This window comes from Pigmentiphaga soli, from assembly GCF_039541095.1.
GTDB lineage: Bacteria > Pseudomonadota > Gammaproteobacteria > Burkholderiales > Burkholderiaceae_B > Pigmentiphaga > Pigmentiphaga soli.
The window spans coordinates 199814-223183 of the sequence record NZ_BAABFO010000001.1; the positions used below are offsets into that span (position 1 = coordinate 199814).

Consider the following 23370-nt stretch of genomic DNA (forward strand, 5'->3'; position numbering starts at 1 on the left):
TATGTGGCCGGGAATGCGGCGCGGCGCGCGCCGCCCCGCGACCCGGCATCGCCCGCGTCTAGAAGCCGTAGAGGCGTTGCGGGTTGTCGACCAGCATCCTGTCGCGCTGCGCCCGGCTGCCGGCCCATTCCAGCAGCAGGTCGGCCAGCACGCCGTCGTCGGGCATCTGTTCGCGGGCGCTCGGGTGCGGCCAGTCCGTTCCCCACAGCACGCGGTCCGGCGCCGCCTCCACCATGGCGCGCGCGAACGGAACGATGTCCGGGTAGCCGGGCGCGCGGTCGGAAATGAAGTACGGCCCCATCAGCTTGGCATAGCAGTTGTCGCGCCGGAGCAGCCGCAGCAATGCCTGGAACGCGGGCGACGACAACCCCTCCGAAGTCCGGATCTTGGCGAAATGGTCGATCACGACGGGGCAGGGCAATTGCGCCAGCGCCTCTTCGATCTGCGGCTGTTCGCGCAGGTTGACGAAGAATTGCAGGTGCCAGCCCAGGCCCTTGATACGCTGCGCCAGCGATCGCGCGTCGGCCAGCGCCAGGCCGCGCGTGGCCGATGCGGTATTGATGCGGATGCCGCGAAAGCCCAGCGCGTGCAGCCGCTCGATCTCGCGGTCGTCGATGTCGGCCGCCACCACCGCCACGCCGCGCAGCGCGATGCCTTCGGGCGGTTGCCGCAGCGCTTCTTCGATCAGCCGGTTGTCGGTCGCATACACGCTGGGCTGGACCAGCACCGCGCGTTCGCAGCCGATGCGCCGCAGCATCGCGGCATAGTCGGGCAGCGGGTTTTCGTGGGGAACGAAGTGCGTTGCCGGCAGCAGCGGGTAGCGGTCCTGCGGGCCGAAGATGTGCGCGTGGCAGTCGGTCGCCAGCGGCGGAAATGCGGCCTCGGGCGCCTTGGCGCGCGCGACCGGCGGGGGAATGTCGGGAATGCGCATGGCCGCGTCCTCAGGGCTGCGCCTGGCGCGCTTCGACCGTGTTGGCCTCGATCTCGTAGTACTCGGTCAGGTCGATGAGGTCTTCCACTTCCTGCCGGGCGGCCACCCATTCCTGCTGGGTCATGCCCTTGAAGTCGCCCGTGCGGCGGACGTCCTGCAGCACCTTCTTCTGGTAGTGCAGCGCGCTGCACAGCATGAGCTGGGCCTCGATGCAGGCGACGTATCCCATCTGTTCGAGTTCCTGGCGCGAGAACAGCGGGCGTCCGTCGCGATTGCCGCGGCTTTGCACGTACACCAGCGGCAGGCGGCACTTGCGGGGCGCCTGCTCCGCCTCCTCCGGCGTGCGGGGAAAGAGCAGCCCCAGGTCGGCGCCGACGTCGGCGGCGCGGTTCAGCCGCATGCTGGCCTCTTCCAGCCCGAGCGCGCGGCAGGTGTCGGTGCGGGCGATGATGACGAAGTCGGGATCGCTCTGGTCGCGCTGGCGGATCGCGTACTGGATCTTTTCGACGAATTCCTCGACCGGGATGCCGTGCACGACGTACTTGTGGTAGTGGGCGCGCTTGGGATAGAGCTGGTCTTCGATATGGATGCCGGCCACGCCGTTGCGGATGAACTCGCGCACGGTGCGCATGGTGTGGAGCGGCTCGCCGAAGCCGGCGCCGGCGTCGGCGACCAGCGGAATGGAAATGCTCTGGGCGATGTCTCCCGCCAGCCGCACCTGTTCTGTCATGGTCAGCAGCGGCTCGGTCACGGCCAGCGAGCCGCCGGTGACGTAGCCGCCGATATACGCGGCCTCGAATCCCACCGATTGCACCAGCCGGCCGCCGAGCGGGTCGTATACCGAGGGCATGTGCAGAAAGGTCTTGGATTTGAGCAGGTTCCGAAGCTGGGTGGTCTGGCGTTGCATGGCGGCTCCTTTGGCGGAAAGAACTTGGAATTGGAGCGGACCATTCTAGGAGCCGGGCGGTTATGCCAAGCAGTGATATATTTTCATACAGTCATTACCATGGGCGATACCCCTCATGCGCACCCACATGGAAAGCCTGCTCGCCCGCATGCGCTTTCGCCACCTGCAGCTGATCGCCGAGATCGACCGTACCGGCAGCCTCAACAAGGCGTCCGCCGCGCTCAGCCTGACCCAGCCGGCGCTCAGCAAGGCCTTGAAAGAAGTGGAAGACATGCTGGGCTTCGCGCTTTTCGTGCGCAGCGCCCACGGGCTGGAGAAGACGGCCCAGGGCGCGGTGGTGGTCGAAGGCGCGCGGCTGCTGATGGAGGAATTGCGCCACATGCGCGACGAGGCCGTCGCCGCCGGCCCCGAAGGCCGGCTGGCGGCCGTGCTGCGGCTCGGTGCGCCGGCCTACCTGGCGGTCAGCATGCTGCCGCAGATCGTCTCCCGCCTGACCACCCGCACCCCGCCGCTGGCCGTGAGCCTGATGGAGGCCAACGTCCCGCGACTGTTCGAAGCGCTGGCGGCCGGCGAGCTGGACGCGCTGGTCACCGTCTACAACCCCGACGTGCTGGCGTCGGCGGTCGACAAGGAGCTGTGCTTCGAACGCCTGTCGGAAGAGAACTACGCGGTCATCGCGCCCGCCGGCCACCCGTTCGCCCGCTCGCGCAAGGTGAGCTGGGAGGCCCTGGCCGACGCGCCCTGGGTGCTGACGCGCAAGCCCTCGATGGCGCGCATCTTCATCGAAGACTGTTTCCTGCGGCGCGGCCTGAGGCCGCCGCCGCCGGTCTGCGAAACCGACAGCCCGGTCACCAACGCGCGCCTGGTGGCGGCGGGAAGCGGATTGAGCATCGTGCCAGGCAGCACCATGCTGGAAGCCGAACGCGAGGGAATGGTGCGGCGGGTCCGCGTGCTGCCGCCGCCGCCGGCCGCCGTGCTGGGCGTGGTGTACCGGGCCGCGTCGGCCTCGCATCCGCGGATCGCGTTGCTGCGCGAGGCGATCCGCGGCCGGCGGGGCGGCAGCCCGGCCCGCCGGCAGGGGAGCGCTCCTCAGGCCGAGGGCGCCGGCGTGGTGATGTAGGTTCCGCGTCCGCTGGCGATCAGCTTGCCTTCCTGGTGGATCTGCGCCTCGCAGGTCGAGAACTGCCGGCCGTGCTTGATGACCTGGCCCTTGACGATCAGGTCGCCGGCCTTGGCCAGGCGGTGGTAGTCGATCCGCAGGTCGATGGTCGGCACGCCGTGGCCGATGCGCGAGACCAGCGCGAAGTCGGCGGCGAAGTCGATCAGGCTGGCCAGGATGCCGCCATGCGTCTGCATCAGCCGCGTGCTGGCCACCCACTCCTCGCGCCACGTGGCGCTTGCCTCGATCGAATCTTCTCCCAGCGCCAGCACGCGCAGCCCCAGCCAGTGGAGGTAGGGGCCGCGGTCGACCAGCGCCTGCATTTCTTCCAGCGTCATCGATGGCCTCCGGTCAGGCGCCGACCGCGTCGCGCGATTCGCTGATCGCCAGCGCGCGGGCCTCCAGCGCCTTGCGGTCGATCTTGCCGACGCCGTTCAACGGCAGCGCGTCGACGAAGATCACGCGCCGCGGATACTGGTAGGGCGGGGCGTTTTCCAGCGCGTATTTCTTGACCTCGGCCTCGCCCAGCGCCGAGCCGGCGCGCTTGACGATGAAGGCATAGGGAATGCGGTGCTTGATCTCGTCGGGCACGGGCACCACGATGGCCTGGTCGATATCGTCGTGGCGCTCGAGCATGAGTTCCACTTCGCCCGGGTAGATGTTGTTGCCGCTGCACACGAACATGTCGTCGGAGCGGCCCACGAAGTAGTACCAGCCCTCGGAGTCGCGCCGCAGCACGTCGCCGGTGTCGAACCAGCCGTCCTTGTACCGGCGCGCCATTTCTGTCGGGTTGTTGTAGTAGCCGTTCATCATGCCGGGGCCCTTCACGTACAGCGTGCCGAAATCGCCGTCGCCGTCCTCGCCCACCAGCCGGAACTCGTTGCCCGCCACCGGCCAGCCCACCGAATGCCGCGGCCGCGGCTTGCGCTGCGGATGCGGGCCGAACAGCGCGGCGCTGGTCTCGGTGGTGCCGTAGATGGTGACGATCTCGGCGCGCGGGAAGGTGGCCGCCACCGAATCGATCAGCACGTCGGAGGCCGGCGCGCCGCCCATCGTGCACAGGCGCACGAAGTCGTAGTCGTGGCCGCCGATCAGGTCGCGCTGCTGCAGCAGCATGGCGAAGATGGTGGGCACGCCCGACAGCACGGTCGCACGGTGCTTGTTGACCGCCTCGATGTAGGCGCGCGGCTCGAACTTGCGCATCAGGATCACGGCCGAGCCGCCCACCAGCACGCACTTGATCGAGTTCATCGCGTGCTTGTGGTAGAGCGGCGCCGCCACGATCATGCGGTCCTTCGGGTTGAAGCCGCGGTCGGTGGAGATGCTGCGCGCGACCCAGCTGTGCGCGCGGTGCGACAGCAGCGCGCCCTTGGGCCGGCCGGTCGAGCCCGAGGTATAGGGCTGGAAGGCGACGTCGTCGTGGCCCGGCACGAAGGGCTCGAACGGCCCCGGGTCCTTGACCGCTTCGTAGTGGCGCTGGCCGTCGGCGTCGATGTCGATGCACGGCGCGTCGGCCGGCAGGTTGCCGCGCAGCGCGCCGTCGCAGAACACCAGCCTGATGTTGGCGTCGCGCACGATCCATTCCACCGTGGCCTTGGGCATCAGGATGCCGATCGGCACCGGGATGATGCCGGCCCGCATGGCGCCGAAGAAGATCTCCAGGAACTCGAGCCGGTTGGAACAGAGGATGCCGATGCGTTCCTGCGGCCGGATGCCGCGCGCGGTCAGGCCGCGCGCGATGGCGTCGCAGGAGGCGTGGAAGGTGGGGTAGTCGACTTCGCGCGGGTGTTCGGGATCCCACAGGTCGATGACGGCCGGCTGTCCGGCGTTGCGGTATTCGGAGCCGATGGTGCCCAGGTTCGGGTAGGTGGCGGTGTTCATGGATTGACGATGACCTTTCCAAAGATGCGGCGGCCGTCCAGCAGGGCGACGCCGTCGGCGGCGCGCTCCAGGGGCAGCGCGGTGTCGATCACGGGCTCGAGCCGGCCGTCGGCCACGTAGCCGAGGCAGGCCTTGATGTCGTCCGGCACGTAGGCGCGCGAGCCGATGATGTCGATCTCGCGGTGCCACACATAGCGCACGTCGATCTGGCACAGGTGACCGGCGGTGGAGCCGCAGGTCAGGATGCGGCCGTTGACGGCCATGCAGCGCTGCGTCGGGATCCAGGTGTCGCCGCCGGTGAAGTTGATCGCCACGTCCACGCCCTTCTTGCCGCTGGCGGCCCACACGGCCTTGGAGAAGTCGGGCTGCTCGGCATAGTTGACGATGTGGTCGGCGCCCAGCTCCTTGAGCCGGCGCGCCTTGCTTTCGCTGCTGGTGCAGGCGATCACCTCGGCGCCCACCATCTTGGCGAACTGCACGCACGACACGCCCACGCCGCCGCTGGCGCCCAGCACCAGCACCTTCTCGCCGGCCTTGATGCGGCCGCGCGTGAACAGCATGCGGTGCGAGGTGCCGTAGGCGATGGGCAGCGCGGCAGCCTGGTCGAAGCTCACGCCTTCCGGGATCTCGATCAGCTGGCGCTGGTCGACCGCGATGTATTCGCACAGGCCGCCGTTGCCGTGCTCGCCCAGCACGCCGCCTTCCGGAAAGCGCGGAAACAGCGCCACCCGCTTGCCGATCCAGTCGCGCGCCACGCCGTCGCCCACCTCGCGCACGATGCCGGCCACGTCGCCGCCCGGGATGCGCGGCATCTCGGTGTGCAGGTCGGGCATGCCATGGGTCACGAACACGTCCATATAGTTGAGGCCGCATGCCTTGACCTCGACCAGCGCCTGGCCGGGGCCGGCCTGCGGCACCGGCCAGTGTTCGAGCTTGAGCTGCTCCGGACCGCCGTGTTCGCGCAGGGCGACCACTCTCATCGTCGTCGTCATAGATATCTTGCCGGTTTCCGGCCGCATTGAGGGTGTAGGCAATCCTAAGCGGCGGGCTTTGATCGGCACAAATTACTAGTTTTTCTCGATTGTTCGGTCGTGGCGATAGATGCGGCCGGATGCTGCATTGCGGGGCGCTCCTGCACGGTTCGGGGGCATGCTTGCCGCTGCCTTGGTGCACCGGACCATCTATCGGCAAAAGTGAAGAATGGACAAAAACGAATTGTTTGTTCTGATGAAACCACCCCCTTTAGGATGGCCTCGTCGGAGCTGCCGCGGCGCCCGACCCTCTGCAACCGATTCTGGAAAAAATCGACAGTGAGAAACCCTTCTGCAACGACCGATATCCTGCGCGTGGCGGTGGATATCGGCGGCACCTTCACCGACGGCGTGGCGGCCCTGGCCCCGGCCGGCCGCATCTGGGTCGGCAAGACGCCCACCACGCCCGCCGATCCCGGCGAGGCCGTGTCCACCGTGGTGCTGGACCTGCTGCGCCAGGTGGCCGGCTCCCTGGGGACCTCGGCGCCGCCGCTGGCCGAGGTTCTGCACGGCACCACGCTGGTCACCAACACGCTGATCGAACGCAAGGGCGTGAAGACCGCGCTGGTCACCACCCGCGGCATGCGCGACGCGCTCGACATCGGCCGCGAGTGGCGCTATGACCCGTACGACCTCGACATCGTGCTGCCGCAGCCGCTGGTGGCGCCCGAGAACCGGGTCGAGATCGACGAGCGGCTGGCGGCCGACGGCCGCGTGCTGCAGCCGCTGGAGGCGCCCGCGCTGGACGAAATGGTCGAAAGCCTGCGCCGGCTCGGCGTCGATTCGGTGGCGGTCTCGCTGTTGCACGCCTATCTGGACGACAGGCACGAACGCCTGGTCGAGGCCCGCCTGAAAGAGGCGATGCCCGGCCTGGCGGTATCGGTGTCGGCCTCCCTGGCGCGCGAGATCGGCGAATTCGAACGCACCTCCACCACCACCGCCAACGCCTATGTGAAGCCGGTGGTGGCCGATTACCTGCGCCAGCTCGGCAAGCGCATCGCCGACATCCGGCGCGACATCCCGCTGCGCGTGATGGTGTCGAGCGGCGGCTTCACCTCGGCCGTGGCCGGCGCCGAGTCGCCGATCCTGCTGCTGGAGTCGGGGCCGGCGGCCGGCGTGCTGTCGGCGCTGAACACGGCCGGCCAGAACGCCGTCAACAAAGTGCTGGCCTTCGACATGGGCGGCACCACCGCCAAGGCCTGCGTGGCGATCGACGGCGAACCGCCGGTGGCGCACAGCTTCGAGTGCGCGCGCGTGGAGCGCTTCAAGCGCGGCTCGGGCCTGCCCATCCTGATCCCCAGCATCGAACTGATCGAGATCGGCGCCGGCGGCGGCTCGATCGCCTATTGCAACCGGCTCGGCCTGCTCAACGTCGGGCCCGAATCCTCCGGCTCGGTGCCCGGCCCGGCCTGCTACGGCCGCGGCGGCGAGCAGCCCACGGTCACCGACGCCGACCTGCTGCTGGGCTTTCTCAGCCCCACCAATTTCCTGGGCGGCGAGATGGCGCTCGACACCGGCCTGGCGCAGCGCGCCATGGCGCGCCTGGCCGAGCAGCTGGGCATGACCGCGGCCGGCGTGGCCTGGGGCATCTACAACATGGTCAACGAGAACATGTCGAGCGCGGCCCGCATCCACATCGCCGAGAACGGCCACGACCCGCGCGACCTGACCATGGTCGCGACCGGCGGCGCCGGCCCGGTGCACGCGGTGGAAGTGGCCCGGAAGTTGCGTATCCCGCGGGTGCTGATCCCGATCGCGGCCGGCGCGGGCTCCTGCCTCGGCATGCTGGCGGCGCCGGCGCGGGTCGACCGCGCGTGGTCCAACCCGCAGCTGCTGGCCGACATCGACTGGGGCCAGGTCGCGGCCGCGCTGGCCCAGCTCAAGCAGGAAGGCGAGGCTGAGCTGGCGACGGTCGGCGCGCGCGACGTCGAATGGCGCATCGGCGCCGAGATGCGCTACTACGGCCAGGGCGCCGAGGTGCCGGTGTCGATTCCGTACGAGGAAGTCGGCCCGGACACCCAGGCCCGCGTGCTGGCGGCGTTCGAAGAGCAGTACGCCAAGCTGTACGGCCGCCTGGTGCCCAACGCCAAGCCGCAGGTCACCACCTGGCGCCTGACCGGCCGCGCGCGCACCGAAGGCCAGCGCTTCGAGTGGGGCGACGAGCGCGTCCGGCCGGCCAAGGGCCCGGGCGGGCGGCGCCCGATCTACCTGCCGCTGACCGGCGACTACGGCGAGGTCGGCGTCTACGACCGCTACGCGCAGCCGGCCGGCACCAGGCTGCAGGGCCCGCTGATTCTCGAGGAGCGCGAATCGACCATCGTCGTCGCCGTCGGCGCCGAGGTGGAGATCCTGCCCGACCTCACCGTTTCCGTCACGATCAAGGAATTCGAGTAAATGGACAAGGCGACTGGCCATTCCTCCACGCCGGCCCTGCAGACCCGGTTCGACGCCGTCGAGCTGGAAATCCTGTGGAAGCGGCTGATCAGCGTCGTCGACGAAGCCGCCGCGGCATTCGTGCGCACCTGCTTTTCGACGCTGGTGCGCGACGGCAACGACTTCGCCATCGTGCTGACCGACGCCCAGGGCCGCTCGCTGGCCCAGTCGGCGATGAGCCTGCCGGGCTTCATCGGCTGCCTGCCGGCCACGGTGCGCCACTTCCTGGACAAATACCCGCCCGATACGATGAAGCCGGGCGACGTCTACATCACCAACGACCCGTGGAAGGGTTCGGGCCACGTGCACGACGTGACCACCGTCACCCCGATCTTCCACCGCGGCACGCTGGTGGCCTTCGCGGCGGTGGTGTCGCACCTGCCCGACATCGGCGGCAAGCTGCGCAGCAACAGCAGCCGCGAGATCTACGAAGAAGGCCTGCAGATCCCGCTGATGAAGCTGCTCGACGCCGGCGAGCCCAACCAGGTGCTGATCGAAATGATCACGCAGAACATCCGGGTGCCGGAACAGGGCATGGGCGACATCTGGGCGCAGGTGGCGGCCTGCCGCATGATGGCCGAGCGCCTGCAGGGCCCGCTCGAAACCGTCGACCTCGAAGCGCTGGGCGCCGCGGTGCGTGAGCGCTCCGAACGCGCGATGCGCGACGCGATCCGCGCGCTGCCCGACGGCGTCTACCATTCGGAGGTGCAGCACGACGGCTTCGACGAGCCGATCCGTATCCGCTGCAAGCTCACGGTGTCGGGCGACCGCATCGACATCGACTACGCCGGCACCAGCCCGCAGCTGCCGCGCGCGCTGAACGTGGTGCCGATCTACGTGTTCGCGTACACGGTGTACGGGCTCAAGGCCCTGCTGTGCCCCGACATTCCCAACAACGAGGGCAGCTTCCTGCCCATCACCACCACCGCGCCGCCGGGCTCCTTGCTCAACCCCACCTATCCGGCCGCCTCCGGCGGGCGCAGCGCCATCGGCCACCTGCTGCCGGGCGCCGTGTTCAAGGCGCTGGCCGAGGTGCTGCCCGACAAGGTGTGGGCCTCGGGTTCGCCCAACTCGTCGATGACGATGTCGGGCGAGTACCGCGGCAAGCGCTACGCGGTGGTCAATTTCCTCAACGCGGGGCAAGGGGCCACGGCCCGGCGGCCGGGCTTCTCGGCGCTGAGCTTCCCGGCCAACCTGGGCAACACGCCGGTCGAGGCGATGGAATCGCTGGCGCCGATCAGGGTACTGCGGCGCGAGATCCGGCGCGGCAGCGGCGGGGCGGGGCGGCAGCCGGGGGGCTGCGGCATCAGCTTCGAGTACGAGATCCTGGACGACGCGCCCGACGTGACCGCGTCGTTCCTGATGACGCAGCTGAAATCGTCGCCGGCCGGCCTGGCCGGCGGCGGCGGGGGGCAGCCGGGCCGGCTGCTGATCAACGGACAGCCGGTCGATCCCACCGAGCCGCGGGTGCTCAGGGCAGGCGACCGGATCTTGATGGAAACCGCCGGCGGCGGGGCTTACGGCGCAATCGGGGAGAGCACGAAATGAGCGACATAGAGCGCATCGACCAGAGCGCGCGGCGCAGCCGCGCCCTGATCCATAACGGCATCGTCTACCTGTCGGGGCAGGTGCCCGACGACAAGTCGACCGATGTCGCCGACCAGACCCGGCAGGTGCTGGCCAAAGTGGATGAGTTGCTGAAAGAGGCAGGCACCGACAAATCCAGGGTCCTCAGCGCGCAGATCTGGCTGCGGACGATGGACGATTTCGCCGCGATGAACGCGGTGTGGGACGCCTGGGTGACGCCCGGCCGGACGCCCACGCGCTGCTGCGGAAAAGTGGAGCTCAACGACCCGCGCTGCCGCGTGGAGATCGTCATGACTGCCGCACTGTGAGGATGGCGGGCGAGGGGAGACGGCATCTTTCCCACATCCACTTTGCGAGGCTGAAATGAGCGTTAGGAATCCGATCCGGCGGTTGGTCGATTGTCGTAGGGAGGACCGCGGCGCGCCGGTGCCCGGCGGTCGCGGCAGGCAGGTTTTCGGCGCGGTCGCGGGCGCCGTGCTGCTTGCGCAGCTCGGGGCGTACGCGCCGTCGGCGGCGGCCGCCGGCGAGGCCGACACCTATCCCAACCGCCCGATCAAGATCGTGATCCCGTTCGCCACGGGAGGCGTGTCGGACGCGATCTTCCGCGTGCTGGGCAAGGGGCTGTCCGACGTGCTGGGCCAGCCGGTGGTGGTCGAAAGCCGCAGCGGCGGGGGCGGCACCATCGGCGCCGCCTACGTGGCGGCGGCCGTGCCCGACGGCTACACCCTGCTGCAGAGCAACCCCACCATGATCTCGGTGGCGCCGCGGCTGGTCAAAGGCCTGACCTACGACCCGGTCAACGCCTTCACGCCGATCGCCACCGTGGTTACCACGCCCAACATCCTGGCGGTCAACAAAGACCTGCCGATCAAGACGCTGGCCGACATCCCCGCCTATGTCAAGGCGCATGGCGACGGCCAGCTCAGCTTCGCGTCGGCCGGCCCCGGCAGCACCGGGCATCTGTCGGGCCAGATCCTGCAGAACGCGATGCACATCGAGATGACCCACGTGCCCTACAAGTCGTCCGGGGCGGCCTTTCCCGACGTGATTTCCGGCCGCGTGTCGATGGTGTTCGATTCGGTGCCGTCCACCATCGGCCAGGTGCGCTCGGGCCAGTTGCGGCCGGTGGTGGTCATGTCGCGCACGCGGTCGCCCGTGCTGCCCGACGTGCAGACCGCGATCGAGGCCGGCTATCCGGCCGCCACGCTGGATTTCTGGATGGGGCTCGAAGGCCCGGCCGGCATTCCGCCGGCCATCGTCGAGAAGCTGAACGCGGCCGTCAAGAAAGCCATGATGACCGAGGAAATGAAGAAGCAGCTCGCCACGGTGGGTGCCGAGCCTTTCTTCTCGACGCCGCAAGAATTCGCCGATCTGCGCCGCCGCGATGCGGAGCGGCTCGGCAAGCTGGTGCAGGAAATGAAGTTGACGGCGGATTGAGTTTCACCGGGCCGTCCCGTCCCGGGGGGCGGGGCGATTCGCACTTCACCCTTCTTGATTTGGCGAGGCTGAGATGATCGATAGCAACTCGGGCCGGGCGGCCCTTTTTCCCGTAGTACGGACCGGCAGCCCGCGGGCCGGGTGTTTCCGCAGCTGTCTGGCGGTGCTGGGCGCGGCCACGATGGCCGCGCTGGCCATGCACGCCGCGCCGGCCGCGGCCGACGAGGTTTCCGACTATCCCGTCAAGCCGATCCGGCTGGTGATTCCCTACGCCACGGGCGGCGTGTCCGACACCATCGGCCGCGTGATGGCCAAGGCGATGGGCGATGCGCTCGGCCAGAGCGTGGTGGCGGAGAACCGCGGCGGCGGCGGCGGCACGATCGGCGCGGCGGTCGTAGCCGAGGCCCCGCCCGACGGCTATACGCTGCTGCTGACCAGCCCGCCGATGGTGGCGGTGGCGCCGGTCACGCTCAAGAGCCTGCCCTACGATCCGATCGCAAGCTTTACGGCGATTGGCACCGCGGTCACCACGCCCAACATTCTGGTGGTCAACAACGACCTGCCGGTCAAGACCTTGTCCGACCTGGCCGACTACGCACGCCAAGGCGGCCGGCTCAGCTTCGCGTCGGCCGGACCGGGCAGCACCGGCCACCTGTCAGGCCAGATCCTGCAGAACGCGATGCATATCGAGATGACCCACGTGCCGTACAAGTCGTCCGGCCAGGCCTTTCCCGACGTGATCTCCGGCCGGGTCTCGATGGTGTTCGACTCGTTGCCATCGACCATCGGCCATGTGCGCGCGGGCAAGGTGCGGCCGGTGGTGGTAATGTCGAAGGAGCGCTCGTCGGTGCTGCCCGAGGTGCCCACTGCCATCGAGGCCGGCTATCCGGCGGCCACGATGAACTTCTGGATGGGCATCGAAGGCCCGGCGCGCATTCCGCAGGGCATCGTCGACAAGCTCAATGCGGCCATCCGCAAGGCGCTCGAATCGCCCGAGCTGAAGAAGCAGCTATCCACGGTGGGCGCCGAGCTCTACGCGACGTCGCCGCAGGAGTTCGCCGCCATGCGGCGCCAGGATGCCGAGTCGCTGGGCAAGCTGGCGCGCTCCCTGGGCCTGGGGGCCGATTGACGCCATCCCGCGCCGGCCGGCCGCGCACGCCGCCGCCCGCCGGCACCGGGCCCGGCCCAACCACCAAGCGGAGAGACACACACCTATGACAGCAGAGACAAGCACAGGCAAGGGCGTCGGCGCCAGCGTGCGCCGCAAGGAAGACCGCCGGCATTTGCGCGGACGCGGGCAGTTCGTGTCCGACATCCGCATGCCAGGCATGCTGGACGTGGCGTTCGTGCGGGCTTCGGTCGCGCACGGCATCGTGCGCGACATCGTCGTGCCCGACGAATACCGCGGCCAGGTCTATACCGCCCGGGATTTCCCCGACCTCAAGCCGATCGTGGCGGTGCCCAAGATCGACGGTTTCAAGTATTCGGAACATCCGGCGCTGGCCACCGACCGCGTCCGCTTCGCCGGCGAGCCGGTGGCGATGGCGGTGGGCGCCACGCGCGCGATCGCCGAAGACATCGCCGACGCGGTGTACGCCGACATCGAGGAACTGCCGGCGGTGGTCGACACGGTGGCGGCCACGCTGCCCGGTGCGCCGCTGATCCGCGACGAATGGGGCGACAACCTCTACGTCGAGCGGCGCGCCGAGTTCGGCGACCTCGACGCCGCGCGCCGCGCCGCGGCCGTGACCGTGACCCGAGAATACCGGATGAACCGCCAGTCGGCGGTGCCGCTGGAAGGCCGCGCCATCCTGGCGGTGTGGGACGAACGGCTGGAAGAGCTGTGCGTCTATACCGGCAGCCAGTCGCCGCACCAGACGCGGGTCGGCATGGCCCACGTGCTGGGCATCGACGAGCGCAAGCTGCGCCTGATCACGCCCGACATGGGCGGCGGCTTCGGCGCCAAGCGCGTGCTGTACCCCGAGGAGCTGATGGTGGCGGCGCTGGCGCTCAAGCTCAAGCGCCCGGTGCGCTGGCTGGACGACAAGCGCGAACATTTGCTGAGCGCGATCCACTGCCGCGAGCACTGCCACAAGGTGACCGCCTATGCCGACGCCCGCGGCCGCATACTGGGGCTGGACGTTCAGGTATACGTGGACGGCGGCGCGTACTCGCACTGGCCCAACAGCCCCTTCATGGAAACCGGGATGGCGGTCAAGAACATCCCGGGGCCGTACCTGATCGGCGCCTACCGCTGCCACAGCTATACCGTGGCCACCAACAAGTCGCCCATCGGCGCCTATCGCGGCGTGGCCCGTCCGGCCGCCTGTTTCACCATCGAACGCACCATCGACGAAGTGGCGCACGCGGTGGGCCGCGAACCGTATCAGGTGCGGATGGAAAACATGGTGCCCGAATCGGCCATGCCCCACCGCAGCATCACAGGCCTGGTGTTCGACTGCGGCAACTACGCCGAATCGGTGCGCCGCGCCGCCGAACTGGTGGGCTTCGACGAGGTGCGCCGCCGGCAGCGCCGCGCCGAGCCCGACGGCCGCCTGATCGGCGTCGGCTTCGGCGCCTTCACCGAGCAGACGGCGCACGGCTGCGGCGAATGGGTGTCGCGCGGCACGCCGGTGATCCCGGGCTACGAGTCGGCCACCGCGCGCATGCTGGCCGACGGTTCGCTGATCCTGATGGTGGGCATCGTCTCGCACGGCCAGGGGCTGGAGACCACGCTGTCGCAGATCGCGCACCAGGAGCTCGGCATCGACCCGGCCCGCGTGGCGGTGCGCCACGGCGATACCCAGGTGTCGCCGTTCGGCATGGGTACCTTCGCCTCGCGCAGCATGGTCATGTCGGGCGGCGCCGTGGCGCGCGCCTGCCGCGGGCTGCGCGACAAGATGCGGCTGATCGCGGCGCACGCCATGCGCGCCGATCCCGCCAGCCTCGAGTTCCGCGACGGCCGCGTGCACGGCCCCTCGGGCTCGATGGGCTTCGACGAGATCGGCCGCATCGCCCACCTGCGGCAGGAGGCCCTGCCGCCGGGCGTGGAGCCGCTGCTGGATTTCACCACCACCTACGAGCCCGCGGTCGACACCGGCGTGTTCACCTACGCCACGCACGCGGCGGTGGTGGCCGTCGATCCCGACACCGGCAAGGTCGACGTGCTCGACTACGCCTGCGTGGAGGATTGCGGCACCATGATCAACCCGATGATCGTCGACGGCCAGGTCATCGGCGGCATCGCGCAGGGCATCGGCACCGCGCTGTACGAAGAGATCCCGTTCGACGAGAACGGCCAGCCGCTGGCCACCACGCTGGCCGACTACCTGCTGCCGGGCGCGCCCGAGATCCCCGCGATCAAGCTCGGCCACATGCACACGCCCACGCCGCACACCGAGTACGGCATGAAAGGCATGGGCGAGGGCGGGGCCATCCCGCCGCCGGCCGCCATCGCCAACGCGGTGCGCGACGCGCTGCTGAAGCTGGGCGCCGAACTCAACGAAACCCCGATGACGCCGCGCCGCGTCCGCGCCGCCGTGGCGGCCGCGCAGCAGCGGGCCGGGGAAGCGGCGCCGGTGCCGGCGCCGGCCGCCGACGAGGTGCTGCCATGAAATCCACTGCCTTCGCCTACCGCCGGGCGCAGAGCCTGGCGCAGGCCGCTGAACTGGCCGGCGGCGCGTTCGAGGCGCCCAAGTTCATGGCCGGCGGCCAGTCGCTGATGCCGATGATGAACCTGCGCCTGGCGATGGTCGACGCCATGATCGACATCTCGCGCCTGCCCGAGCTGCGCCGCTGCTGCCCTGACGGCGACGGCCTGTTCATTGGCGCGGGCGTGACCCACGCGATGATCGAGGACGGCCGGGTCGAAGATCCGGCGCGCGGCTACCTGCGCCACGTGGCCGGCGGCATCGCCTACCGTTCGGTGCGCAATCGCGGCACCGTCGGCGGCAGCCTGGCGCATGCGGATCCGGCCGCCGACTGGCCCACCGCGCTGCGCGCGCTCGATGCGGTGGCGGTGATCCGCGGCGCCGGGGGCGAGCGCCGGGCGCCGCTGGCCGAATTCCAGCTCGGGCTGATGGAAACCAGCCTGCAGCCGGGCGAGATCCTGCTGGGCGTGGTGCTGCCGGTGCTGTCGGCGCAGGCGCGCTGGAGCTACCGCAAGTTCTGCCGCAAGTCGGGCGAGTTCGCCCATTCCATCGCCGCGGTGGTGCTCGATCCGGCGCGCGGCATGGCCAACGCCGTGCTCGGCGCGGCGTCCGACCGGCCGCAGCGGCTGCAGCATACGTCGGCCGCCCTGGCCGCTGCCGCCGGCGGCGCCACCGCCACCGCCGGGGCAGGGACCATCGGTGCCGCCCTGACCGACGCGATCGAGCGCGACCTCGCCGCCATCCTCGGGCCCGAGCCCGATCCCTACGACCAGCACCTGCACCGGACGCTGGTCCGGCGCGCCGCCGAGGAGGCCTGTCAGCCATGACCACCATTTCCCTGACCGTGAACGGCCGCCCGGCCACGATCGAGGCCGAGGACCGCCTCACCCTGGCCGATCTCCTGCGCGACCGGCTCGACCTGACCGGCACCCATCTGGGCTGCGAGCACGGCGTGTGCGGCGCCTGCACCGTGCTGGTCGACGGCGAGCCGGTGCGCGCCTGCATCACGCTGGCCGCCGCCGCCGAAGGCTGCGAAATCACCACCATCGAAGGCCTGGACGACGACCCCGCCGCCGAGGTCATCCGCGAAGCCTTCTCGGAAGCCCATGGCCTGCAGTGCGGCTACTGCACGCCGGGCATGGTCATCATGGTGCGCGACGCCCTGCGCCGCGGCTGTTGCGAATCGCCCGACGCCATCCGCAGCCAGCTGGCCGGCAACATCTGCCGCTGCACCGGCTACGGCGGCATCGTGCACGCCGCCGAGCTGGCGCGCGACCGGCTGGCGGCCGGCGAAGCTACGATCACCTTTTCGACGATGGACGCGTCTTCATGAAAATTACCGGAGAGCGGGTGCTGGCCGTGCCGGTCCAGCGCGTGTGGGACAAGCTGTTCGATCCCGAGACCCTGAAGCGCTGCATACCGGGCTGCGAATCGGTGGAAAAAGAAGGCGACGCGCTCTACAAGGCCGTGGTGGCGATGGCGATCGGCCCCCTGCGCGCCCGCTTTGCGGGTAAATTGCAGATTCATGACGCCGAAGCGCCCGTCCGCTGCCGCCTGGTATTCGAAGGTTCGGGCGGCGCGGTGGGGTTCGCCAAGGGCAGCGTCGACGTCAGCCTGGCCGAGGCCGAAGCCGGCACGCGCCTGGCGTACGAAGCCGACACCCAGATCGCGGGCAAGCTGGCCCAGGTTGGTGCGCGGCTGATCGATAGTGTGGCAAAAAAACTGGCCGGCGAATTCTTCGACCGGTTCGAGGAGACTGTCGCGGCAGGAGCCGCCTGACCCGCAAGCGCGGTAGCGCTGGCGTTCCCGGCCGGATGCCGCGGCCGGGACGCGGGCTGGTGCGGCTTATGCTTGCAACAGGCCTGTCTTGAGAGGACTGGCGCTGATGAGAAAGATTTCCCTGCGGCATCTGCGGTGTTTCCTGGCGATCGCCGAAACCGGCTCGTTCACGCTGGCCGCCGCCCGGCTGTTCCATACCCAATCGTCGCTGACCGCCACCATCCAGCAGTTCGAGGAGGCGATCGGCATGAAGCTGTTCGACCGCACCACGCGGCGGGTCATGCTGACCGACGACGCCGAACGGTTCAAGGTGGTGGCCGAACGCATCCTGCGCGATTTCGACAACGCCATCGGCGACCTGCGCGCCGTGGCGCAAAGCCAGCGCGGGCATGTGCGCATCGCGGCGGCGCCGTCGATGATCGTGCACGTGCTGGCGCCGGCGCTGGCGCGCTTCCGCCGCGCCTATCCGCAGATCACCATCTCGGTGCGCGACGGCGGCTCCGACAAGATCGAACGCTCGGTGCTCGACGGCGAGGTCGATTTCGGCATTTCCAGCCGCCTGAACAACTACAGCGAGCTCGACTACGTGCCGATGCTGACCGATCCGTTCGGCGTCGTCTTTCCGCGCGACCATCCGCTGGCGCGTACCGCCGGGCCGGTGGCGTGGTCGGAACTGAAGTCCTACGAATGCATCGTGCTGACCAAGGACACCGGCATCGGCGCGCTGCTCGATTCCTATCCCGAGCTGGGCCTGCGCGACGGCCTCGAACTGCACGACCATGCCTCCAGCACCACGGCGCTATATGCCATGCTGGGGCTGGGCGGCAAGGTTTCGGTGCTGCCCGCGCTGGCGGCCCGCGCCGCGCCGCTGGCCGAATTCAGGTTCCGCGAACTGTCGGCGCCCCGGCTGTCGCGCGAGATCTGTCTGATCACTCGCCATCTGCGGTCGTTCTCGGTCAATACCCAGCGCATCCTCAGCGTGCTGATGGCCACGCTGAAAGAGATCGATCTCAATGGCGCCGAGGTCATTCTGAACGAGCAGTGGAGCGGCGACGAGACCGAGGCGCCGGCGGACTGTCGCTTCGACGTGTCGCAGCTGGTCGAGTCCTGAGCGGCGCCGGCGGGTCGCCTGCGGGCTCTGGCGGCGGCGTCCAGCTGCGGGCGTGGCGTATGAAGCGCAGCAGGGCCGGATCGTCGTCGTCCTTGCGCCACGCGAAGTGCGCCAGCGACTGGCCGGCGGTTTCGCTGATGGCCAGATAGCGCACGTTGCCGATGCCGGACGTCGCGAACGATCGCGGCACGAGCGCCACCCCGGCGCCCATGCTGGCCAGGATCACCGCGCTCAGCCAGTGGGTGACTTCATGCTTGATGTGGGGAGAAAAGCCGGCCGCCGTGGCCAGCGCGATCACCGCGTCGAAATAGCTGGGCGAGATTTCGCGCCCGAACAGGATCCACGATTCCGATTCCAGCTTCTTCAGGCTGATGCGCCGCTGTCCGGCAAGAGGATGCGACGCCGGCAGGCAGCATACGAACGGTTCGCGCTGGACCGTGACGGCCTCCAGGTCCGGCGGAAGCACCGCCGCATGCAGGAAGCCTCCCGACAATTGCCGGTGGGCGATGGCATAGGCCTGCTCGGCCGACGCCATTTCGCGCAGCGAGACTTCCACGCCCGGCTGGCCGGCCTCGAAGGCGCGCACCATCTGCGGCACGCCGCGCAGCAGCATGCCGCCCGTATAGCCCAGCCTTAGCTGCCCCAGCCCGCCGGAGCCGGTACGCCGCGTGATAGCACAGGCCAGTCCGAACTGCGCCAGCGTGCGGACGGCCTCCGGATAGAGGGCGCGGCCGGCCGCGGTCAGCGCCACCATCTTGGTATTGCGCTCGAACAGCGGGGTTTCGAGCTCTGCCTCCATCTGCTTGATGGCGCTGCTCAGCGGGGGCTGCGAAATCGACAGCCGCCGGGCGGCGCGGCGGAAATGCAGTTCCTCGGCCAGCACGACGAAGTACCTGAGTTGGCGTATTTCCATGGCGGGACGTCCGGTGGCGTGCATCGGCGCCGGCTCCTGCGCGTTGCTCTGGCGGGCCGGCGGACTGGTTGATTCCCATCGTGTATCAACTGAGCCGAAAATTCAATTGGACTGGATCAATGTCCGCGCTCAACATGGCGCTATCCAGTGCGCCGGCCGAACGCGCACGCATCCACGATGGAGGCACCATGAACCACCCCGCGGCGGCGCCAGGCCGCATGGAACAACTCAGGCTGCTGACGCAGACCGGACCCGATACCGAGATGGGCCGGCTGCTGCGCCTGTTCTGGCATCCGGTCGCGCTGTCGGCCGACGTCGCGCCCGGGCAAGCCATGCCGGTCAAGGCGCTGGGCGAAGAATTGACGCTGTACCGCGGCGCCAGCGGAACGCCGTACCTGGTGGGCGGCCGCTGCCGGCATCGCCAGACCCTGCTGCACACCGGCTGGGTCCAGGGCGAGCGCATCCGTTGCATATATCACGGCTGGCAGTTCGACGGCAGCGGCCGGTGCGTGCAGCGGCCGGCGGAAAAAGAGGCCAGCGTGCCTGCCGGCTGTCGGATACCGGGCTACGCCGTGCAGGAGTACTGCGGCATGGTCTTCGCCTATCTTGGCCAGGGCGAGCCGCCGCCGTTCGAACTGCCGCGCAAGGACGTGTTCGAGGTGCCGGGCGTGCTGCTGGCCGTCACCAAGGAGACCTGGAACATCAACTGGTTCCAGCAGATCGAGAATTCGCTCGATGCCGTGCACGTGAGCTTCGTGCACCAGGCCCTGCGCGTGGGGCCCTTCGGCGACGCCGTCACCACGATGATGCCCGACCTTTCCTATACGGAGAACGAAGCCGGCATCGAACAGACCGCCGTCCGCTCGCAGGACAACGTGCGCAAGAGCGACTGGACCTTCCCCAACAACAACCACGTGCTGGTGCCCGGCCTGCAGCAGGGCGATCCCTGGATCGACTTCGGCATCTGGATGGTGCCGCAGGACGACGAGCACAGCACGCGCTTCACGATCTACGCGATGGCGCCCGGCAGCGACGAGGCCAACGAACGGTTCCGCGCCTATTTCCGCCGGTTCGGCGGCTACAACGCCGACGAGCACCACGACGAGCTTTTCTTCCAGCGCAAGGGGCCGCCCGAGGAAGACTTCCTGGCGGGGCTGATTTCCGCCCAGGACTACATCGCCCAAAAGGGGCAGGGCACCATTGCCGACCGCAGCCAGGAGATGCTGGGCCGCTCCGACCTGGGCGTGGTCACGCTGCGGCGCGTGTTCTGGCGCGAGCTCGACGCGCTGCGCAACGGCCGGCCCACCAAGGCGTGGCGCAAGCGGGCCGAGCCGCTGGCGCTGCCCACGCAGCCGGGGCGGCCGAAGGAGGCCTGCACCCCATAGACGCGCCGCGCGGTCCGCGCACGATCGCGCGGCGGCGACATAACCATAACGATCCATGCCCCACCGAAGGAGACAACCATGAAGTCCTGTTGGATGCGCGCCGCGCTGGCTGTGGCGCTGGCATTGCACCTGTTGCCGGCGGCCGCCGGCGAGCCGCCCCAGGCCTATCCGTCCAAGCCCATCCGGCTCCTCGTTCCCTACGCGGTCGGCGGCGGCACCGACGTGCTGGCGCGGATGACGGGCAAGGAGATTTCCGACGCGCTGGGCCAGCCGGTGGTCGTGGAGAACCGGCCCAGCGCGCAGGGCATCGCGGCGATGGAGCACGTGGCGCGGGCGCCGGCCGACGGCTATACGCTGATGATGGCGCCCTCGGGCCCGCTGGTCATGAACCCGGTGCTGATGAAGTCCCTGCCGTACTCGCCCGAAAAAGACTTCACGCCCATCTCCATCGTCGGCCGGCTGCCCTTGCTGATCGCCGTGAACGCCGAGATGCCGGTGCGTTCGGTGGCCGACCTGGTCGCCTACGCCAAGGCCAATCCCGACAAGGTCAGCTACGCGTCGAGCGCCTCGCTGTTCCAGCTGGCCACCGAGCTGTTCAAGCAGAAGACCGGCACCCGGTTCCTGGCCATTCCCTACAAGAGCAGCGGCGAATCCACCACCGCGCTGGTGGGCGGCCAGGTCACGATGGCCATCGCCGACCTGCCGCCGCTGACGCCGCTCATCAAGGCCGGCAAGGTGCGCGCGCTGGCCTATACCAACGCCACGCGCAGCGAAACCTTTCCCGACGTGCCCACCGTGGCCGAGGCGGGACTGCCCGACACCGAGGTGGCGACGCTGGTGGGCCTGATCGGCCCGGCCGGCATGCCGCCGGAGATCGTCGCCAGGCTGCAGGACGTGCTGGTCAGGATGGTCCGCAAGCCCGAGGTGCGGCAGCGCTTCCTGCAGATCGGCGTCGAGCCGGTGGGCAGCACCGCCCAGGAATACGCCGCCTCCATCCGGCAGGATCTGGAGCGCTGGTCGTCGGTGGCCGCGCGCGCCGGAATCCACCCCGAATGAGCGCCGTCGCCGCGGCCGGCCGCCTGCAACGGAAACTGCCATGAACCGATTCATCGAGCGCCTGCGCGAACGGCGCGCGCCGCCCCCGCTGGGCACCTTCCTGATGTCGGGCAGCCCGATCGTGGCCGAGGCCATCGGCTGCAACGGCTTCGAGTGGGCGATCGTCGATGCCGAGCATTCGCCGGTGGACGTGGCCGATGTCACGCACATGCTGCAGGCGATCGGCAATACGCCGATGCAGCCCGTCGTGCGCGCACCCTGGAACGAGCCGGTCGCGATCAAGCGCCTGCTGGATGCCGGCGCCGCCACGCTGCTGCTGCCCTTCGTGCAGGATGCCGCCGAAGCCCGCCGCGCGGTGGCGGCCACGCGCTATCCGCCCGAGGGCATCCGCGGCATGGCCGGGTTGAGCCGGGCGTCGCGCTTCGGCAGCGTGCCGGACCATTTCCGCCGCGCCAACGAGAATATCGGCCTCATCGTCCAGATCGAGACCCCGGCGGCGATGGCGTGCCTGGAAGATATCGCCGCGGTGCCCGGCGTGGACGCGGTGTTCGTCGGTCCTACCGACCTGGCCGGCAGCATGGGACACCATGGCGATGCTTCGCATGCCGAGGTCCGGGCCGCCGTGGCCGACGCCCTCGCGCGCTGCCGCCGCATCGGCACGCCGGCAGGCACGTTGGCCGCCAACGTGGAAGCCGCGATCGAACTGGCGCGCGAGGGCGCGGACTTCGTCGTGCTCGGATCCGACCTCGGGCTGCTGCTGGGACAGGCCAGGGCCGCGCAGGATGGCTGGCGGCGGGCATGCGCCGCACCGCCCGCCGCATCGCGCAATACAGCCTATTGAGGGCGGTGCCGGCCGCGCGTCTCAGCGGCTGGCCGCAAGCCCCGAGGCCCGCGCCAGCTCGGCCGACTGTGCCACCTCGTCGGCCAGGAAGCGCCCGAATGCTTCCCGCGTGGTGGTTTTCGGCTCCAGCCCCTGCTTGACCATCGCCTCGCGCATTTCGGGCTTGCCGACCACCGCCACGATCGCCGCGTTCAGGCGGTCGACGATCGCGGGCGGGACGCCTTTTGGCGCCAGCACCCCATACCAGCCATAGCGTTCGTACCCCGGCAGCCCCGACTCGGCCACGGTGGGCAGCGCCGGCATCACGGCGCTGCGATAAGGCGTGCTGACGGCCAGCAGCTTCACCTTGCCGGCGTCGGCCAGCGCCATGACCGAGGGAAAACTGGCGAACACCATGTCGATCTGGCCGGCCGCGACCGCGGTCACCCCTTCCGACACGCCCTTGTACGGAATGTGCATGATCTGCACCTTGGCCATCGAGTTGAACAGCTCGTTCGACAGATGCGCGGCGCTGGCGATGCCGGACGAAGCGTAGCGCAGCTCGCCCGGGTGGGCGCGGGCCAGCCGCACCAGGTCGGCCACGTTGGCCACGGGCAGCGACGGCCTGGTGACCAGCGCGAACGGCACGGTCACCACCAGCGACACCGGCGCGAAATCCTTCAGCAGGTCGTAGGAAAGATCGCTATGGAGCAAATGCTGCGCGGCGTCGGCGGCGGAGGCCATCAGCACGGTGTAGCCGTCGGCCTGCGCGTGCGCGACCGCCGCCGTCGCGATCATGCCGCCGGAGCCGGGACGGTTCTCGACCACGACAGACTGGCCCAGCTGTTCCGAAAGCCGGGTGGCCAGCAGGCGGGCAGTGACGTCGACGCCGCCGCCCGGCGCGAAGCCGACCAGCATCCGGATGGGCCGTTCGGGATAGCCCGCCGCACAGGCGGTGTGGGCCGCGGCGGCCCATCCCAGCACGGCCAGCACGACTGCGATCGCTCTCATCATGGTTGTCTCCGTCCTGTATTTTTTGATACTTCGTATCGAATTCTGATACGCAGCCACGGTAGGCTACTCCGTGGCCGGCGACGGCGCAATGCGTATGGCGGACCGCACCGGACGGCCGATGGGAAGGTCCCTTATACGTTTCGAATATTAGAACGTATTTCCAAAAATATTTGACAGCCGTTCGAGTCGAACCGTAAAGTACGCAGCCTCGGAGGTGCTCCAGGCCGCCGGCCGGAGGGCCTGCGCTGAGGGAAAACCCCCGTCCACCAGGAGGAG

General features: G+C 69.3%; 21 protein-coding genes. 14 read left to right on the forward strand and 7 right to left on the reverse strand.

Going from position 1 to position 23370, the window contains the following annotated elements:
- Positions 1 to 58 precede the first annotated feature (58 nt).
- Together ABD927_RS01080 and ABD927_RS01085 are read right to left on the reverse strand one after the other, a co-directional pair.
- A complete protein-coding gene (locus ABD927_RS01080; protein ID WP_345245435.1) occupies positions 59 to 931 on the reverse strand; it encodes an amidohydrolase family protein in 873 nt (290 codons plus the stop codon).
- Between the two features lie 10 nt (positions 932 to 941).
- Positions 942 to 1838 carry an isocitrate lyase/PEP mutase family protein gene (locus ABD927_RS01085; RefSeq protein WP_345245437.1) on the reverse strand — a complete coding sequence of 299 codons (897 nt, stop codon included), beginning with the start codon at positions 1836 to 1838 and terminating at the stop codon, positions 942 to 944.
- Between the two features lie 115 nt (positions 1839 to 1953).
- On the opposite strand from ABD927_RS01085, the gene ABD927_RS01090 reads away from it, so the two are divergent.
- A complete protein-coding gene (locus ABD927_RS01090) occupies positions 1954 to 2958 on the forward strand; it encodes a LysR family transcriptional regulator (protein ID WP_345245439.1) in 1005 nt (334 codons plus the stop codon).
- Here ABD927_RS01090 and ABD927_RS01095 read toward each other — a convergent pair.
- From ABD927_RS01095 to ABD927_RS01105, 3 genes are read right to left on the reverse strand one after another with little or no spacing between them, the layout of a single operon-like run.
- On the reverse strand, positions 2928 to 3335 hold the full coding sequence (locus tag ABD927_RS01095; RefSeq protein WP_345245441.1) for a PaaI family thioesterase: 408 nt from the start codon (positions 3333 to 3335) through the stop codon (positions 2928 to 2930). The genes ABD927_RS01090 and ABD927_RS01095 overlap by 31 nt on opposite strands.
- Positions 3336 to 3348: 13 nt before the next feature.
- On the reverse strand, positions 3349 to 4878 hold the full coding sequence (locus ABD927_RS01100) for a class I adenylate-forming enzyme family protein (protein WP_345245443.1): 1530 nt from the start codon (positions 4876 to 4878) through the stop codon (positions 3349 to 3351).
- Positions 4875 to 5858: a quinone oxidoreductase family protein gene (locus ABD927_RS01105; RefSeq protein ID WP_345245923.1), complete on the reverse strand. Its 984-nt coding sequence runs from the start codon at positions 5856 to 5858 to the stop codon at positions 4875 to 4877. Before ABD927_RS01105 ends, ABD927_RS01100 begins: the two co-directional genes overlap by 4 nt.
- A gap of 330 nt (positions 5859 to 6188) precedes the next feature.
- Here ABD927_RS01105 and ABD927_RS01110 point away from each other — a divergent pair, with 330 nt between their 5' ends.
- The 10 genes from ABD927_RS01110 (at position 6189) to ABD927_RS01155 (ending at position 17906) form a co-directional block, all read left to right on the forward strand.
- The gene (locus ABD927_RS01110; protein WP_345245445.1) at positions 6189 to 8303 is read left to right on the forward strand and encodes a hydantoinase/oxoprolinase family protein; all 2115 of its coding nucleotides are present in this window, start codon (positions 6189 to 6191) and stop codon (positions 8301 to 8303) included.
- On the forward strand, positions 8304 to 9890 hold the full coding sequence (locus ABD927_RS01115) for a hydantoinase B/oxoprolinase family protein (protein ID WP_345245447.1): 1587 nt from the start codon (positions 8304 to 8306) through the stop codon (positions 9888 to 9890).
- Positions 9887 to 10237: a RidA family protein gene (locus ABD927_RS01120; RefSeq protein WP_345245449.1), complete on the forward strand. Its 351-nt coding sequence runs from the start codon at positions 9887 to 9889 to the stop codon at positions 10235 to 10237. The genes ABD927_RS01115 and ABD927_RS01120 overlap by 4 nt, the downstream gene beginning before the upstream one ends.
- A gap of 118 nt (positions 10238 to 10355) precedes the next feature.
- Positions 10356 to 11366, forward strand: coding sequence for a Bug family tripartite tricarboxylate transporter substrate binding protein (locus ABD927_RS01125; RefSeq protein ID WP_345245451.1), 1011 nt, complete (start codon positions 10356 to 10358; stop codon positions 11364 to 11366).
- Between the two features lie 73 nt (positions 11367 to 11439).
- Positions 11440 to 12495: a Bug family tripartite tricarboxylate transporter substrate binding protein gene (locus ABD927_RS01130; protein ID WP_345245453.1), complete on the forward strand. Its 1056-nt coding sequence runs from the start codon at positions 11440 to 11442 to the stop codon at positions 12493 to 12495.
- Positions 12496 to 12580: 85 nt separating this feature from the next.
- Positions 12581 to 14980 (forward strand): xanthine dehydrogenase family protein molybdopterin-binding subunit, encoded by a 2400-nt coding sequence (locus tag ABD927_RS01135; protein WP_345245455.1) that lies wholly within the window; start codon positions 12581 to 12583, stop codon positions 14978 to 14980.
- Positions 14977 to 15843, forward strand: a complete 867-nt coding sequence (locus ABD927_RS01140) for an FAD binding domain-containing protein (RefSeq protein WP_345245457.1) — start codon at positions 14977 to 14979, stop codon at positions 15841 to 15843. The genes ABD927_RS01135 and ABD927_RS01140 overlap by 4 nt, the downstream gene beginning before the upstream one ends.
- Positions 15840 to 16349 carry a (2Fe-2S)-binding protein gene (locus ABD927_RS01145; RefSeq protein ID WP_345245459.1) on the forward strand — a complete coding sequence of 170 codons (510 nt, stop codon included), beginning with the start codon at positions 15840 to 15842 and terminating at the stop codon, positions 16347 to 16349. The genes ABD927_RS01140 and ABD927_RS01145 overlap by 4 nt, the downstream gene beginning before the upstream one ends.
- Positions 16346 to 16795 (forward strand): SRPBCC family protein, encoded by a 450-nt coding sequence (locus ABD927_RS01150; protein WP_345245461.1) that lies wholly within the window; start codon positions 16346 to 16348, stop codon positions 16793 to 16795. Before ABD927_RS01145 ends, ABD927_RS01150 begins: the two co-directional genes overlap by 4 nt.
- 106 nt (positions 16796 to 16901) lie before the next feature.
- On the forward strand, positions 16902 to 17906 hold the full coding sequence (locus tag ABD927_RS01155) for a LysR substrate-binding domain-containing protein (RefSeq protein WP_345245463.1): 1005 nt from the start codon (positions 16902 to 16904) through the stop codon (positions 17904 to 17906).
- Here the strand turns inward: ABD927_RS01155 and ABD927_RS01160 are convergent.
- Positions 17821 to 18819, reverse strand: a complete 999-nt coding sequence (locus tag ABD927_RS01160) for a LysR family transcriptional regulator (RefSeq protein WP_345245465.1) — start codon at positions 18817 to 18819, stop codon at positions 17821 to 17823. The two genes, ABD927_RS01155 and ABD927_RS01160, sit on opposite strands and share 86 nt — an antisense overlap.
- A 188-nt stretch (positions 18820 to 19007) precedes the next feature.
- Between ABD927_RS01160 and ABD927_RS01165 the strand changes: the two genes are divergently transcribed.
- From ABD927_RS01165 to ABD927_RS01175, 3 genes are all read left to right on the forward strand, one after another.
- Complete coding sequence (locus ABD927_RS01165) at positions 19008 to 20204, forward strand: Rieske 2Fe-2S domain-containing protein (RefSeq protein ID WP_345245467.1); 1197 nt, start codon at positions 19008 to 19010, stop codon at positions 20202 to 20204.
- A gap of 78 nt (positions 20205 to 20282) precedes the next feature.
- Positions 20283 to 21260, forward strand: a complete 978-nt coding sequence (locus tag ABD927_RS01170; RefSeq protein ID WP_345245469.1) for a Bug family tripartite tricarboxylate transporter substrate binding protein — start codon at positions 20283 to 20285, stop codon at positions 21258 to 21260.
- Positions 21261 to 21300: 40 nt separating this feature from the next.
- Entirely contained in the window at positions 21301 to 22101 is an 801-nt protein-coding gene (locus ABD927_RS01175; protein WP_345245471.1) for an HpcH/HpaI aldolase family protein, read from the forward strand.
- 21 nt (positions 22102 to 22122) lie between these two features.
- On the opposite strand, the gene ABD927_RS01180 is transcribed toward ABD927_RS01175, so the two are convergent.
- A complete protein-coding gene (locus ABD927_RS01180; protein ID WP_345245473.1) occupies positions 22123 to 23094 on the reverse strand; it encodes a tripartite tricarboxylate transporter substrate binding protein in 972 nt (323 codons plus the stop codon).
- Positions 23095 to 23370 lie beyond the last annotated feature (276 nt).